17 protein-coding genes are annotated in these 15,047 nt (G+C 59.9%); 4 read left to right on the top strand and 13 right to left on the bottom strand.

Translation table 11 applies throughout. The annotated features are described in order from the left end of the window. Positions 1-3 precede the first annotated feature (3 nt). Together DES53_RS16915 and DES53_RS16910 are read left to right on the top strand one after the other, a co-directional pair. Positions 4-924 (top strand): ABC transporter permease, encoded by a 921-nt coding sequence (locus tag DES53_RS16915; RefSeq protein WP_113959477.1) that lies wholly within the window; start codon positions 4-6, stop codon positions 922-924. Beyond that, positions 921-1,898 (top strand): ABC transporter permease, encoded by a 978-nt coding sequence (locus DES53_RS16910; RefSeq protein WP_113959476.1) that lies wholly within the window; start codon positions 921-923, stop codon positions 1,896-1,898. The genes DES53_RS16915 and DES53_RS16910 overlap by 4 nt, the downstream gene beginning before the upstream one ends. Before the next feature lie 239 nt (positions 1,899-2,137). Here DES53_RS16910 and DES53_RS16905 read toward each other — a convergent pair whose 3' ends face one another. The 7 genes from DES53_RS16905 to gcvT all read right to left on the bottom strand — a co-directional run bounded on the left by DES53_RS16905 (position 2,138) and on the right by gcvT (position 9,066). Beyond that, positions 2,138-2,632, bottom strand: coding sequence for a hypothetical protein (locus tag DES53_RS16905; RefSeq protein WP_113959475.1), 495 nt, complete (start codon positions 2,630-2,632; stop codon positions 2,138-2,140). A gap of 31 nt (positions 2,633-2,663) precedes the next feature. Next, complete coding sequence (locus DES53_RS16900; protein ID WP_113959474.1) at positions 2,664-3,584, bottom strand: Gfo/Idh/MocA family protein; 921 nt, start codon at positions 3,582-3,584, stop codon at positions 2,664-2,666. Next, a complete protein-coding gene (locus tag DES53_RS16895) occupies positions 3,577-4,083 on the bottom strand; it encodes an 8-oxo-dGTP diphosphatase (RefSeq protein ID WP_245958195.1) in 507 nt (168 codons plus the stop codon). The genes DES53_RS16900 and DES53_RS16895 overlap by 8 nt, the downstream gene beginning before the upstream one ends. A 47-nt stretch (positions 4,084-4,130) precedes the next feature. Beyond that, positions 4,131-4,574, bottom strand: a complete 444-nt coding sequence (locus tag DES53_RS16890; RefSeq protein ID WP_245958194.1) for a four helix bundle protein — start codon at positions 4,572-4,574, stop codon at positions 4,131-4,133. Positions 4,575-4,617: 43 nt separating this feature from the next. Then, complete coding sequence (gene gcvP, locus DES53_RS16885; RefSeq protein WP_113959473.1) at positions 4,618-7,446, bottom strand: aminomethyl-transferring glycine dehydrogenase; 2,829 nt, start codon at positions 7,444-7,446, stop codon at positions 4,618-4,620. Positions 7,447-7,553: 107 nt separating this feature from the next. After that, positions 7,554-7,928 carry a glycine cleavage system protein GcvH gene (gene gcvH / locus DES53_RS16880; protein ID WP_113959472.1) on the bottom strand — a complete coding sequence of 125 codons (375 nt, stop codon included), beginning with the start codon at positions 7,926-7,928 and terminating at the stop codon, positions 7,554-7,556. A 40-nt stretch (positions 7,929-7,968) separates the two neighbouring features. Then, positions 7,969-9,066 carry a glycine cleavage system aminomethyltransferase GcvT gene (gene gcvT / locus DES53_RS16875; protein ID WP_245958193.1) on the bottom strand — a complete coding sequence of 366 codons (1,098 nt, stop codon included), beginning with the start codon at positions 9,064-9,066 and terminating at the stop codon, positions 7,969-7,971. A 118-nt stretch (positions 9,067-9,184) separates the two neighbouring features. Here gcvT and DES53_RS16870 point away from each other — a divergent pair, with 118 nt between their 5' ends. Together DES53_RS16870 and DES53_RS33880 are read left to right on the top strand one after the other, a co-directional pair. Then, positions 9,185-9,970 (top strand): hypothetical protein, encoded by a 786-nt coding sequence (locus DES53_RS16870; RefSeq protein ID WP_113959470.1) that lies wholly within the window; start codon positions 9,185-9,187, stop codon positions 9,968-9,970. A 198-nt stretch (positions 9,971-10,168) separates the two neighbouring features. Next, positions 10,169-10,735 (top strand): septal ring lytic transglycosylase RlpA family protein, encoded by a 567-nt coding sequence (locus tag DES53_RS33880; protein ID WP_113959469.1) that lies wholly within the window; start codon positions 10,169-10,171, stop codon positions 10,733-10,735. Between the two features lie 6 nt (positions 10,736-10,741). On the opposite strand, the gene DES53_RS16860 is transcribed toward DES53_RS33880, so the two are convergent. From DES53_RS16860 to DES53_RS16835, 6 genes are all read right to left on the bottom strand, one after another. Then, on the bottom strand, positions 10,742-11,182 hold the full coding sequence (locus DES53_RS16860; protein WP_113959468.1) for a hypothetical protein: 441 nt from the start codon (positions 11,180-11,182) through the stop codon (positions 10,742-10,744). Positions 11,183-11,198: 16 nt separating this feature from the next. Beyond that, the gene (locus DES53_RS16855) at positions 11,199-11,750 is read right to left on the bottom strand and encodes a rhodanese-like domain-containing protein (RefSeq protein WP_211325585.1); all 552 of its coding nucleotides are present in this window, start codon (positions 11,748-11,750) and stop codon (positions 11,199-11,201) included. 101 nt (positions 11,751-11,851) lie between these two features. Further along, entirely contained in the window at positions 11,852-12,538 is a 687-nt protein-coding gene (queC, locus tag DES53_RS16850; RefSeq protein ID WP_113959466.1) for a 7-cyano-7-deazaguanine synthase QueC, read from the bottom strand. 111 nt (positions 12,539-12,649) lie between these two features. Beyond that, complete coding sequence (gene queF / locus DES53_RS16845; protein WP_113959465.1) at positions 12,650-13,153, bottom strand: preQ(1) synthase; 504 nt, start codon at positions 13,151-13,153, stop codon at positions 12,650-12,652. A gap of 45 nt (positions 13,154-13,198) precedes the next feature. Beyond that, positions 13,199-14,317 (bottom strand): ABC transporter permease, encoded by a 1,119-nt coding sequence (locus tag DES53_RS16840; protein WP_113959464.1) that lies wholly within the window; start codon positions 14,315-14,317, stop codon positions 13,199-13,201. 9 nt (positions 14,318-14,326) lie between these two features. Further along, a complete protein-coding gene (locus DES53_RS16835; RefSeq protein WP_113959463.1) occupies positions 14,327-15,019 on the bottom strand; it encodes an ABC transporter ATP-binding protein in 693 nt (230 codons plus the stop codon). Positions 15,020-15,047: the final 28 nt, after the last annotated feature.

Here is a 15,047-nt window from a genome sequence, read left to right as displayed (position 1 = left end):
CCCATGCTTTACTTCCTCGCCAGCCGCACGCTTCAAGGGATTGTCGTGGTCTTTGCCGTGCTGGTCCTGACATTCTTCCTGCAGAAGGCATCGCCGGCGAGTCCGTTCAACAGTGACAAGAATCTGCCGGAAGAGCAGCGCGCCCGGTTCGAAGCATACTACGGATACAATTTGCCCGTGCATGAGCAGCTTTGGAGGGTCATCAAGTCATATGCCACTTTCGATCCACCGGACTGCATGAAGAAGCCCGGTCGTGGTGTGGGGGAGGTCATCATGCAGGCGTTCCCTGTGTCTCTGGCCATTGCGATTCCCTCACTGTTGATTGCGCTGGCGTTGGGAGTGCCCTTGGGCGCGATAGCTGCGCTGAAGCCACATACCCTGGAGGATCGTACCGCCACATTCCTCGCGACTCTTGGCGTGTGTCTGCCCAGCTTCGTGCTGGGTCCGCTTGTCGCGACCTTCGTGGGGCTGAAGTTGGGATGGTTCAATGTTGCGGGCTGGATGGATCCCTCGGACTGGGTGCTCCCGGCGTGCACGCTTGGGTTCATCTACAGCGGCTATGTGGCACGGCTGACCCGCGGCGGATTGCGTGAGACTCTCGTGCAAGACTTCGTCCGCACGGCGAGAGCAAAAGGTGTCAGCGAGCGAGGCGTGGTGTTCCGGCATGCGCTGAAGCTCGCCTGTCTTCCCGTGATTAACTTCCTCGGCCCGGCAATGGCGGGCCTGGTCTCCGGTTCCTTCGTCATCGAGACGGTATTCCAGATTCCCGGACTGGGGCAGCATTTTGTAAGTTCTGCTTTTGAGGGCGATCACAATCTGGCGATGGGCATCACGCTCTTCTTTGCAATTCTGGTCGTGGTCTTCAACGTCTTCGTGGACCTCATCCAGGCTGCCGTCAATCCCCGCATCGGACTCAAGACATGAGCGACGATTCTGTTTCCGTTCCGCAAAAGTACATCAGCGAGTCTCCGTGGCGCGCCGCATGGCGTCGCTTGCGGCAGAATGTGCTCGCGCTGGGAGGGCTCGTTTTTCTCACATTGTTGGGTCTGGTGTGTGTGTTCGGGCCGTTGCTCTCGCAACACAAGCAATCCGATCAGGACTTGGCGAAGCAGGCGAGCGGTCCCAGCATGGAACACTGGATGGGTACGGATGCCCTTGGACGTGATGTGGCGATCCGTGTGCTGTATGGCGGGCGCGTCTCGCTGCTGGTGGGCATCGTGGCCACGGTGGTGGCGGCCTGCATCGGGGTGACCTATGGGCTCATCTCCGGGCTCGCTGGTGGGAGGGTGGATGCGGTGATGATGCGCATCGTGGATATCCTGTATGCGTTTCCCTTCATCGTGTTTGTCATTCTTTTGAATGCGGTGCTCGGAAAGGATCCGACGATTGAAGCCTGGACGAAGAACATCCTTGATACCCTTGGCACAATTCCCGGGCTTCGAGGTGCGCTGGAGGACATTGGGTTCAATGCGAGCTTCATCATCCTCTTCGCTGCGATTGGTGCTGTGGAATGGCTGACGATGGCGCGCGTGGTGCGTGGCCAGACGCTGGCCTTGCGCAAGCAGGAATTCATCACCGCCGCCCGCGCCTATGGGGCGCGCTCCTCGCGTATTTTGCGGCGGCATCTGCTGCCCAATGTGATTGGCCCGGTCATCATCTATGCCAGCCTGACCGTCCCGGGAGTGATGCTGCTGGAAGGAACGCTGAGCTTCCTGGGGCTTGGCATCCAGCCGCCGGCGCCATCATGGGGGACTCTCATCAATGACGGGGCCTCCCAGATCGAGGATGCACCCTGGCTGATTATTTTCCCGGGTGCCTTCTTCGTGACGACGTTGCTTGCTTTGAACTTCCTTGGTGATGGCTTGCGTGATGCGCTGGATCCGCGGAGTGGGAGGTAGGGAGAGGTGTTGCGGGTGACGCGAGGCGTCCTTGGACTGCGTGCAGCCCTGCTGCCGCTTTCCTCAGCGCAGCCTGCTGCGCGTTTCAATGCGACGGAGTCGCCAAACATCTTTGACACTACGGGTGTTTGTCACCATCGCCACAGCAGGCTGTGGACTCTGGAAAGCGGCAGCAGGCTGCACGCAGTCCAAGGCCTTCGGCTTCTGAGTTTGCTGAGACTACCGCGAGCACAATGTGCTCACTCACCCTCGCCAGAATTTCGCCATTCTCCAAACAGACTGGCCCAAACGATGCGCCATCCTTGGGGCGGATGTTGGTAGAGAATCTCCCGAAGTTGCCTCAAGAGTATCTGATTGTGCATTGTTTCATTCCGTTTAGGCACGCCCGGGTAGACTTCGCCAAGAAAGCGTACGGTTGTGGAGTACACGAAGACGGAACCACCTCCCTCCCACTCTTCTGGAGCACACGTCAGGGCAACGTACACAAGTTCCTTGGCACGCTCGACGTCCACATTGGTCAGGGTGTAGCCACCGTCTGGTCCTGCTTCCATGGCGGCGGTGATAATTTCCCACTGCTTCCTGCTGTCAGTAGCTTGGGAAAATTCCAGCGGAACCAGTGAATCGTCCGACCTTACACCTCGCGACAGGATGATGTGGCCAGCGCTCTCGATTGATGAGAATGCCAAGAGTGCAAAAGCGCCGACCCAAACAATAAACCTCTTGGTTGCTTTCATAGCTTGTATTGCCCCCGACTGATCCATCAACTCACTCACTTGCCCGCGCCAGTACCTCGCTCAGTTCCACACTTGAGCCCCCCCATCTCCGGCTCTCATCCGCAGCCTCCATGAAGCAGTAGATCTCCAGGGTTTCGGACATGGTGACAGGTGATTGTTTTGTCTGGAAGAACTTCACGATCTCGCGAAGCATCGGTGTGTAGTCGCCGGCTTCCTTCTGCTCGAAGATGCCGGTGTCGCCGAATTTGGTGACTTTGTATTCGGCGGGCCAACGGTGCATGGCGTGGAGGGTGCCGACTTTGCCGTCTTCCCACATGCCTGTCACGACGGAGGTGTGAGGCGTGGTGACACGTTGGACGCGTTGGCAGCCGGGGCCGAGCACGGTGAAGAGTGCTTCGGTGGGATGGATGCCGTAGAAGAAGAGGTCGGGATGATTTGGCTCCAATGGTGAGGGACCGAAGGAGATGGCGCTGCGGACCTCGCCAACGTTCGCCTGGGCTACTTCGATGATGCCGGGATACCAGCGCATGGCGGAGGCGCTGAAGCAAGGCGTTTCGGATTCCGCGGCGAGCTCGTAGAGGGAAACGACGTCTTTCAGCGTGGCGGCCACAGGCTTGTCCACGAACACGGGTTTTTTCGCGGCGAATATGGGCTCGACTTGGGAGAGATGCTTCCGTCCATCCAGGCTGCAAAGCAGGATGGCATCGGATTCTGCCACGACCTCGGCGATGCTGCCCAGCATGCGCACGCCATGTTGCTCTTCGAGTTCGCGGGTGAATTCCTTCACGCGATCCACGCTCCACGGCATGTCCGGGCTGAACTCCGGGAAGGCATGCATGACGCGTGCGCCGGGAATGTGCTGCAGGCTGGCAGGGTCATTGAGTCGCCGGGTGAATTCGACACTGTGTGAAGTGTCGAGTCCAATCATCCCCAGGCGCAGTTCTTCAGGCATCCTGCCACCTTACATCGTGGGTGAGCATGGTGTCGCCATCGAAAAGGAAGGTGCCGAGGAATTGCTCCGTGCCGGTGAGCATGCGGTGCAGCCAGTGGATGTCATCCGCCCACATCTTCTCAAATGGGATGGCCTCGATGGGTGTCCAGAGTGGCACGGCTTCTTCCGTTTCCGTGGCGTGGCCAGTGTATTGCTGCGCCTGGAACACGGCCACATGCATGGCCATGCCATCCACGAACTGGAACCAAAGCTCGCCACGCTTCACGGCATCAATCGCCGTGACGTGAAGTTCCTCTTCGGTTTCGCGCACGGCACAGGCCAGTTCTTCCTCACCGGGATCCAGCTTGCCTCCAGGCCCATTCACTTTCCCTTGTCCAAACCCACGCTTCTTTTGAATCAACAACACCTTCCCGTCCTCGACGATGAACATCAACGTGGCACGCACGGTTGGCTGCCACGTGGTCCAGTCGGGTGGGAAATGTGTGGGGGAGGGAGGCAAGGAATGTTGGAATAAGGGAACGATGGAATGTTGGAGAACTGACCAATTCACCCGGCTGCGCCATCATGGGTGGGATGGTAAAGCGTGTCGTCCCATGCACCGCTGTCGCGCTTGCGCTCCAGGCTTTCAATCAATTTTAGCAGCCCATTCTCCGTCTTGAAGGACAGCGCATCCAAATCTTCAAAGCAGGAGCCGGTCAGTTGTCCTGCGGCATGGTAGGTGGAAATACCAGACACTGATTCTCCGAGGGAACCGCGAGCAATTCCGAGAAAATTCAGGTATTCCCGGATCGATTTCCGGGCATAGCCTTCGGCAATATTAGGGTGAACGGAATCTACACTGGCGATTTGCTGGCTGGCTACCTTCTTCAATTCAAAGGGCCAGCCTTTCATTGCAGCGCAGGTCTGCACATACAGCTCACGGGCATCCTGCCAAACCCGCAGCTGCATGAAGCCCCGGTTTTTGTTCTTTCGCTGTGGATCCAGGCTCATCCAATATTCCAGCACTCCATGCTTCCAGTATTCCGGCCCCCATTCACGCGTAGTCTGTCACCGCTTCGCAGGTGCACACGAGATTGCGGTCTCCGTAGGCGTTGTCAATGCGGCCTACCGGTGGCCAGTACTTGTCGGCCTTCACCCATGGGAGGGGAAAGGCGGCCTCGCCACGGGTGTAGGGGCGATCCCAGTCGTCAGCGAGCAGCACGTCTGCGGTGTGCGGGGCGCGCTTCATGACGTTGTTGTTGGCGTCGCTGAGGCCGGTTTCGATGGATTCGATCTCGCCGTGGATTTCGATCATGGCTTCGCAGAAGCGATCGAGCTCCTCGCGGCTTTCGCTTTCCGTGGGCTCGATCATGAGGGTGCCTGCGACGGGCCAGCTCATGGTGGGGGCGTGGTAGCCGAAATCCATGAGGCGCTTTGCCACGTCTTCGACGGTGATGCCCTTGAACTGGCGGAAATCGAGGATGCACTCGTGTGCCACGTAGCCGTTGCGTCCGGAGAAGAGCACCGGGAAATACGGGGCGAGCTTCCTGGCGATGTAGTTCGCGTTCAAGATTGCCACCTTGGTGCTGTCGATCACATCACGTCCCATCATCGCCAGATACATCCAGGAGATGGTACAGATGCTGGCACTGCCCCAGGGAGCGGCGCAGACTGCCCCGTCGCGCTGTCCCGCAGGCAGGATGCCGTGGCCGGGGAGGAAGGGGATGAGATGCTTTGCCACGCCGATGGGCCCCACACCAGGTCCGCCGCCGCCGTGGGGGATGCAGAAGGTCTTGTGCAGATTGAGGTGGCAGACGTCCGCGCCAATGAGTCCGGGGGAGGTGAGTCCCACCTGCGCGTTCATGTTCGCGCCGTCCATGTACACCTGGCCACCGTGGCGGTGGATGAGCTCGCAGATCTCCACGATGCCCTCCTCGAACACGCCGTGCGTGCTGGGGTAGGTGATCATCAATGCGGCGAGACGGCCGGAGTACTCCTGCACCTTCTTGCGCAGGTCATCCATCTCGATGTCCCCACCGCCATCGCAGGAGACGGGCACGACCTTGAAGCCAACCATCACCGCGCTCGCGGGATTGGTGCCGTGAGCCGAGACAGGAATCAGGCACACATCGCGGTGGCCTTCACCCTTCTGCTGAAAGTAACGGCGAATCGCCAGCAGGCCCGCGTATTCACCTTGGGAACCGGCATTCGGCTGGAGCGAGACAGCGGCGAAACCGGTGCACTCAGCGAGCCAGCCTTCGAGACTGGTGAACATTTCACGATAGCCTTCGGTCTGGTCCGCAGGTGCGAAGGGATGCAGCCCATGCACCTCCGGCCAGCTGAGCGGCATCATCTCCGCTGCGGCATTCAGCTTCATGGTGCAGGAGCCGAGCGGGATCATGGAGCGATTCAGCGCGATGTCCTTCGCTTCCAGGCGGCGCAGGTAGCGCATCATCTCCGTCTCGCTGTGATGCGTGTTGAAGACGAGATGGGTGAGGTACTTCGAAAGACGGCCGAACTTCTGCGCGAAGCCATTGCCCACTTCCTGCCCTTCAGGTGCCAGCGTGGAGCTCTGGATGCTGAAGGCTTCGAGCACGCTTTGCAGTTCCTCATCCGTCACGCGCTCATCCAGCGCGATGCCCACGTGCGTGGCGTCCACCTTTCGCAGGTTGATGTTCCGCTTGGCGGCGCGCTTGATCACTGCATCGGCATCTGAGACTTCGATGGTGATGGTGTCGAAGTAGTCCTCTCCGACCAATGTCAGGCCGCCTTCCTTCAGCGCGGCGGCGAGTCGCTGCGTAGCACCGTGCACGCGCCTGGCGATGGCATGCAGCCCTTCCGGGCCATGCCACACGGCGTACATGGAGGCCATGACTGCGAGCAGCACCTGAGCGGTGCAGATATTGCTCGTGGCCTTCTCACGGCGGATGTGCTGCTCACGCGTCTGCAGGGAGAGACGGAAGCCGGGATTGCCTTGGGCGTCTTTCGACACGCCTACGAGACGGCCGGGCATGCGACGCTTCATCGCATCTTTCACCGCCATGAAAGCGGCATGGGGGCCTCCGAAGCCAAGGGGCACGCCGAAGCGCTGGCTGTTCCCCACGCAGATGTCTGCGCCGAATTCTCCCGGTGGCTTCAGCAGCGTAAGTGCGAGCAAATCTGCACACACGATCACCTGTGCATCTGCCTCGTGGGCTTTTGAGGTGAAATCCCCGTAGTCATGAATGATGCCGTCCGCGGCGGGATACTGCAGGACCACGGCAAAGACGCCGTCGTCCTTCTTGAGCTCCACGGTCTTCCAGTCGCCCACTTTCACTTTCACGCCCAGCGGCTCCATGCGTGTGCACAGCACGTCGAGAGTCTGGGGGAACACTTGCTCGTCGACGAATACCACCTTCCCCTTGTCGCCGCAGGCACTCAGCGCCATGGCGCATCCTTCCGCGGCAGCGGTGCCTTCATCCAGCAGCGAGGCATTGGAGATATCCAGACCCGTGAGGTCGCAGATCATCGTCTGGTAGTTCAGCAGGGCCTCCAGGCGGCCCTGGGAAATCTCTGGCTGATAGGGCGTGTAGGCCGTGTACCAGCCGGGATTCTCAAAGATGTTCCGCTGGATGACGGGCGGTGTGAACGTGTCGTGATAGCCGAGGCCGATGAAGGAACGCACGACCTTGTTCTTGCCCATGATGCCGCGCAGTTTGCGCAGCGCCTGCTCCTCGGTAAGCGGGGCGGGCAGATCAAGTGCCTTCCCCAGCCGGATGCCCTCCGGCACCACCTTCTTCATCAGTTCGTCGACAGTATCGCAGCCGATGGCGCGGGCCATTTCCTGGGCTTCGGCAGAGCCGGGTCCGAGATGGCGGTGGGAGAAAGCGGTGGTCTGGGGCATGTTGGGAGTGGCGGAGGAGGGGTGCACCGGTCGTGGCAGTGGCTGCCACGCGGCAGGTCACCTGCCAGCAGGACGTCGCCCAATCCTCCCGTTCTTTTAAAGAGAGATTACGCGATGTGCTGCTGATAGGCCGCAGCGTCCAGGAGGGAATCCGTGCTGGCGGCATTGGCGACCTTCAGCTTGAAAATCCAGCCACCGGCGTAGGGGTCGGCATTCAGCAGCGCGGGGTTGTCCGGGAGGCCGGAATTCACCTCGATGACCTCGCCATCGACCGGAGAATAGATGTCACTGGCGGCCTTCACGGATTCCACCACGGCCACCTGATCACCGGCCTTCACCTGTGCGCCAACCTTGGGCAGCTCCACATACACCACGTCGGAGAGTTCTGCCTGTGCGTGGTCCGTGATGCCCACGGTGCCCGTGGCGGGGTCGATCCACTCGTGCGATTCGCGATAACGAAGGTTGGCTGGGACTTGGCTCATGGTTCAGGTGTGAGTGAGAGTGACGGAGAGAAGGAAGAGGTCAAGATTGTTTTTCCGTGCGATAGAAGGGCTTCTTCACCGTTTCGGCAGGGTAGCGCTTGCCACGGATTTCGATTTCGAGCGCGGTACCGGGCTTGCTCAGGTTTGCTGGCAGGTACGCCATGCCGATGCCCTGGCCCAGGGAGGGAGCGAGCCCGCCGCTGCAGACTTCGCCGACCTGGGTGCCTTCATGCCAGACAGAATAGTGTGGGCGTGGCGGGGGACCGGCAGAGGTCATGCGGAAGCCGGTGAGTTTCGTGCCCAGGCCACGCGCCTTTTGCTCCAGCAGGACGTCCTGGCCGGTGAAGGTTTCCTTGGTGAGATCCACGAAGAACCCCAGACCGGCTTCAAGAGGTGTCTTGTCGGGGGCGAGGTCATTGCCATTGAGCGGGTAGCCCATCTCCAGGCGCAGCGAGTCACGGGCGCCGAGGCCGCAGGGTTGGCCACCGACTTCGCGGGCTGCTGCCACGAGCTTCTCGAACCAGCCACCGAAGGTGACCGCCGGGGCAAAGAACTCAAAGCCCTCCTCCCCGGTGTAGCCAGTGCCGCAGAGGTACAGGATGCCTTCTTCGGTGACGCTCAGGGAAATGGTGTTGCGCTCGGGGTAGGGTGCGTCCGGGCCAAAGACCTTCTTGAAAACTTCACGGCTTTTTGGCCCCTGCACCGCCACGCCGCCGGTCACGGCGCTGATGTTGGCAAACTCGACGTCTTCCCCCCAGTTCAATGAGCGGAGGTGGGCTTCGTCCACGGCGATCATGGAGGCATTCACCACCACGAAGTACTCCCGCTGGCTCAGGCGGTAGACAATGAGGTCATCGATCACGCCGCCTTGGGCATTGAGCATGAGCGAGTACTGGCCGTGGCCGGGCTCCAGGCTGCTCACATTGTTCGTAAAGGCACGGTTCAGGAAGGCCTCTGCGCCAGGGCCTTCAAAGAGGAGCTGGCCCATGTGAGAGATGTCAAAGATGCCCACCCGTTCTCGCACGGCCTTATGTTCCTCCACAATTCCGGTGTATTGCACCGGCATTTCCCAGCCCGCAAAGGGCACCATCCGCGCTCCCAGCGCCACATGAGCTTCGTGGAGCGGGCTTCGTTGCAAGGTCGTAGAATCAGACACAGCCGGGCCATTGTGGAGGGCTGGCGGGGGTTGTCAAACCATGCACGTTCGCGAATGCTGTGGCAGGCGTACTCCATCTGCGCTACACACTCCCTCCCGCATGAATTCTTTTCTCAACTCTCTGGAAAATCGCTTCGGACGCTTTGCCATTCCCGGACTGGTGGCGATTCTGGCGATCATCCAGGTGGGGGTGTGGGTGTTGCTGCGTTTGTCCCCGGATTTCAGGACCACGTTGTTTCTGCATCGCGCCCTGGTGGAGCATGGTGAGGTCTGGCGGCTCATCACCTGGGTCTTCGTCCCGCAGTGGGAAAGCCCCATCTGGCTGTTCTTTGGAGTCATGCTGATGCTGATGTTCAGCTCGGTGCTGGATCATGCCTGGGGGGCCTTCCGGGTGAACCTCTACATCTTCAGCGGCATCCTCTTCATGATACTGGGGCACTGGTTTTTCGGTGCGGTACCGGAGGGGTTGACTCTTTACGCAAGCATCTTCCTTGCGTTCTGCGTCATCGTGCCGGATTTCGAGCTGAATCTTTTCTTCATCCTGCCGGTGAAGGTGAAGTATCTGGGCATGATCACCGGCGGCATGGCGCTTCTGGCTTTCATCGGGACTCCAGAGGCTCGCTCCACGATCTTCTTTTCTCATCTGAATTTCCTCCTCGCCTTTGTTCCGGGTTTCATCCGCTGGATGAAGCAGCGCGGTACGGTCGTCCAGCGGCGCGCACGGTTTGATTCGGCCAAGCCACCGGAGGGCACTTTCTTCCACAAGTGCGCAAACTGCGGCAAGACCGATCTGGATGATCCGAAGCTCGATTTTCGGGTCACGACTGATGGTGAGGAATACTGCACCGTGTGCCGTCCGCGGAAGGATCTGGTAGAGAAGAGCTAGCTCACGCGGATACGCCCTCTGAGGGAGTCTGCATTGTTGCACAATGCAGTTTGCGTTGCGGCGTTCATCTCCCGTTGCAGCACGCCCGGATGTACCCTGACTCGCGATACAGGGGTGATGAGTAACCACAGCCTGGCTCCACTTCCCTATGCTTCCGTAGTCTCGCGTGAAGGCAGGCCGGGCACCTTTCCCACGACCATGAATGAGATGGCTCGCCGGCATTTCTGGAAGGTGGTGATTGTTTGCCTCATCGCCTTGGGAGCGCTGTGGATTGCGCCGAAGATTTCCCGGCAGGAGCCCACTTTGCCTGCGCCCTTGCCGACACCGGCTCCCATGCCTGCTCCTTCGCAACCTGCGGTGAAGGAAGCCATGCGACTTCAGCAACATCCGAATCCAACCGCCGAAACGAAGCAGGCTGCCATCAAACTGAAATCGGTGAAGGGAAAAGCCTCGTTCTATGGTGGGAAATTTCACGGTCGTCCCACGGCGAGTGGAGAACGTTATGACCAGAACTCGCTGACGGCAGCTCATCGCACCCTGCCCATGGGCACACGCGTGAAGGTGAAGAATCTGCGCAACGGTCGCGAGGTCGTGGTACGCATCAACAATCGTGGGCCCTATGTGAAGGGCCGGATCATCGATCTCTCGTCGCGTGCGGCAAAGGATCTTCGCATGACGGGCGCCGGTGTGGTGCCTGTGGAGATGACCGTGCTGCCCAAGGAGCCGGTGCGGAAGCCCACTGGACCGCTGCTGGCGAAGAAGTAGCCGGTATCAACTTGGATTGCCTTCAGGCATCTGCATCGCGGTGAGAGGGCCCTTCTTCTGCAGGGAGATGACCAGCACCGTTGTCTTCAGTTTCTGGGAGTCATCGTAACGGGTGCGCTTCAGTCGGGCGTGCACGGTGTAGCCACCGATGGCTTCGTAGCCCGGTTCGCTGGTGACCTCGATGCTGGCGAGTGGATATCCCTTGAGCTTCTCCAAGTCTGCTTTTCCCAAGGACTCCTCGCGACCGAATGCGTGGATGCGGAACGAGGTATAAGCCTGCTCGCTGAGTTCGCCCTCCACCCGGATGTTCCCGGTTTCCGGCGTGCCATCTGCCGTGATGGCGACGGATTTCCAGGGGTGAATGAATTCTTCGGAGCCCATGACTGGCCCACAGGCCAACGTCAGGAGCAGCAGGGCGAGCAAGGGTGCGTGGCGAGATGGCTTCATGGCTGGAAGCGTGAGGCTATTGCTTCGTGCCCGTGAAGGGAAGGATCGACTTCGTGATGTCGATGAAGGGGCCCAGCTCATACACATTCGTGTAGCCGTATCCATACAGCGTGTTGAAGGTGAAAATGTTCAGGGAGAGCCGCCCGCCTTTCGCCGGGAAGGCGACAGGAGCCTTGTCGAAGTTGTTGTTGCAGTAGATGAGCACGCGGGTGTTTTTGGTGGGGATGACCTTGGCCAGGTCTGCCTCAGTCATGTCGGGAAGACTCAGATTCTTCGCGCCCCTGATGTGAAGCCTGGCATACTTCTCCGCACTGCGGGCGTCGAGGATGAGCGTGTCGGGATCCTGCATCATCTCGATGAACTGCTTCTCGGTGATGCGTCGTTTTTCACGGAGCGCACCCACTTTGTCAGCGTCTTTGAGGAATCCGGGGTAGTCGATCTGCGGGTTCGGGATGGCGGAGGCCTCCTGTGCCGGCGACTTCTTTTCCGCTGCCTGGAATGCAGCAGTGAGGATCAGCAGGATGACTGCGATGGAGCCGATGGTCTTCATGGCGCTACGTTGAGCCATGATTGGTGCGGCTTCTGTCAAGGGTGTGTAAAAACGCGGGGAGAAGAAAGCCTTCCGCTGTCGGGCTGGAAAGCCCAACAGCCACTGTCAGGGCAGAAGCCCTAACCTCCGGGCCTGTGGGGCAGCGCCTCGGTAGAGAGATATTCTGTCGGGTCTGGGACGCCGGCATTGATGAAGGCTTCGCGTCGCTCCACGCAGGTGCCGCAGGTGCCGCAGTGGATGTTGCCACCCTTGTAGCAGCTCCATGTCTTTGCGTAGTCGATGCCAAGTTTCACACCACGCCGGACGATCTCGGCTTTGTCGCAGTCAATGAACGGACGTAGCAGGTGGATGCCCACATACGTGCCACTGCGCATGGCGTCCGCCATCGCTTGCATGAAGGGCTCGCGACAGTCGGGATAGATGGCGTGGTCGCCGCTGTGCGCGGCAATCACAAGCGCCTCCGCACCGTGGCTCTCTGCCAGGCCGCAGGCAATGGAGAGCATGATGCCATTGCGGAAAGGCACCACAGTGCGCTTCATGCTCGCCTCTTCGTAGTGCCCATCCGGGATCTCACCGCCGCTTTGCAACAGGTCGGAGGTGAAGTGACGGTTGATGAAGTCGAGGTGAATCACATCGTGCTTCACCCCAAGCTGCGCCGCATGCCACTCCGCCATGGGGATTTCCTTCGCATTGTGCTTCGACCCGTAGTCGAAACTTACGGCCGCGAGTACGCCCTTTTCCTTCGCGGCCCAGTAGAGTGCCGTGACGGAGTCCATGCCGCCGGAGAGGAGAACGAGGGTGCTCATATTCAGTAAGTAGTAGGTCAGTAAACAGTAACTCAGTAGGACGGTGAGTAATGACGTGGAGGCTCTCAAATACTGAGTACTGATCCACTGAATACTGTTCACTGATTACTCTCAGTGATGATGACATCCACCCTCACACATGGCCTCCTCGTCATCCGGCCAGTCGGGGAACTTGGCTTCGCAGGAGAGGGAGATGCCGCCGCGGGCACCGAAGTCACCGCGGATGTGCATCTGCTTGGGCGCGCAGGCTTTCACGAGGTCGTCGAGGATGCGATTCACGATCACTTCATTGAAGGCGGGGAAATTGCGGTAGGATGCCAGGTAGAATTTGAAGGACTTGGTCTCGATGCAGAGCTTGTCCGGCACATAGACAATCTCGAGATGCGCGGAGTCCGGCTGCCCGGTTACGGGGCAGAGGGAGGAAAACTCAGGGGCGCTGAGATTGATGCGGTAGTTGCGACCGGGGGTGCGGTTGGGGAACACTTCCAGCTTTGCCTCATCCGGTGACGTGGGGAGTCGGTTCTCCGAGTGGCCGAGCAGGGTCAGTGTGGCTGCCTTGGCCTCTGTGGGCTTGCTCTTGTCCTTCTTCTTGTCTTTGCCTTTGTCTTTAGCCATGGGGCATGATGCCGCAGGGATGGGCACTTGCCAAGTGTTGGCTGGCTAGTGCCTCATCGCATTCGCGGGAGACATGCGTGAACCGAGCCAGGCGGGATAGAAACCACCGAGGGCGCCCAGAGCGATGGCGACGAGGAGGGAGACCAGCAACAGGCCGGGTGTGATGTCCGCTTCGATCTTGCCGCGCAGCCAGGGGGTGGCTTGGATGAGTTTGGTGCCGATGACCCCAAGTGCGCAGCCGAGGGTGCCGCCGAAGAATCCAAGGGCCACGGACTCGAGAAGAATCATGCGGCGGATGCGTGAACGTTTCCAACCGATGGCAAGCAGCACGCCAATCTCCTCGATGCGCTCGAAGACACTCATGAGGATGGTGTTCATCACGCCCACGGCTCCCACGATGAGGGCGATGAGCGAGGTGCCGATGCTCATGGCCTTGGCGAGTTGCACGCCCACGCTGTTCTGCGCGAGCGAGCCAGCACTGAAGGCGCTGAAACCCGGCATCAGTTCTTTGATGCGAGATTGCAGGTCAACGACCTGCGTCTCCGTGGTGCCGGGCTGTAGAAAGACCTCGAAGAAGTTCACCTTGCCCTCGCGGTCGGTGAGTTCCTGCATGGCGCGAAGAGGCAGCACAATGGAGCTGTTTTCTGCCATGGCAGGGCTGCTGTAGATGCCGCAGATTTTGTATTCCTTCGTTTCTATCTGTACGGTGTCTCCCACCGTCTTGCGCAGGAGGCCAGCGGCGACTTCACCGACATAAGCAGTGTCCTTGGAGTCCGGTGCCGGGATGGCGCCTTTCACCGTACGCACTTTGTCCCAGGGCGGCGAGCCCGGTTCCCATCCTGCCACAATCATCGTGGGAGCGTCCTCGATGCTGTAGATGTCGCACAGCGTGCCTGTGACCGTACGCACATGTGGGAGCGCGCGCAGAGTCGCGATATGTGTGTCATCAAACGCCGCCGGCATGGCGCCGCGAATCTTTGTCTGCGTGACAATGAGGTCCGTGCCGCGTGAGCGATACACATTCGACCAGCTCAGCTCAAAGCCCCACGCCAGACTCGTCAGTGCTACTACCGCAGCGATGCCGATGGCAATGCCCAGCAGCGTGAGCAGGCTGCGTGAAGGGCGCCGGAGCAGATTCTTGAAGATGAGCGTGAGGAAAGCCATGTGCCGGAGCTAGTCGGCGGGTTTGCGATGCAGGACTTCTTCCACGATCTCGCCATCCAGCATGCGCAGGCTGCGTTGCGCGCGAGCAGCCACCATGGGGTCATGCGTGACCATGAGGATGGTCATGTTCCGCTTCTCATGCACTTCGTCGAGCACTTCGAGAATCATCTGCGCACTCTTGCTGTCGAGGTTGCCGGTGGGTTCGTCCGCGAGGAGGAAGCTCGGTTCATTTGCCAGACTGCGCGCAATGGCCACGCGCTGGCGTTCCCCGCCGGAGAGCTTCGATGGAAGGTGATGCATCCGTGATTTCAGGCCCATGGCTTCCAGCAAGGATTCGGCGCGCGCCCTGCGTTGAGGGCCAGAACGCGTGCTCTCGAACATTGGCATCTGTACATTCTCCAGAGCCGTGAGCGTGGGCAGTAGATGAAAGGACTGGAAAACAAAGCCAATTACCTTGGAGCGAAACCCCTCGGGATCTTTCAGCTTTCGAAGGTCCACGCCATCAATGTTCAGCGTGCCTTCGAATTCGTCGTCGAGAGCGCCAATCAGACGGAGCAGGGTGGACTTGCCCGAGCCACTCGGTCCCATGATGGAGACGAACTCGCCACGGGCAATCGAGAAGCTCACGCCGCGCAAGGCCTGCACGGCGTCTTGATCATAGGAGCGCCGGAGACCCCGCGCCTCGACCATGGGTGATTGCATGAGAAGGGTTCTACCAGAGATACGGGAC

The sequence above is a fragment of the Roseimicrobium gellanilyticum genome (genome assembly GCF_003315205.1).
GTDB lineage: Bacteria > Verrucomicrobiota > Verrucomicrobiia > Verrucomicrobiales > Verrucomicrobiaceae > Roseimicrobium > Roseimicrobium gellanilyticum.
This window is presented reverse-complemented; position numbering and strand designations above follow the sequence as displayed.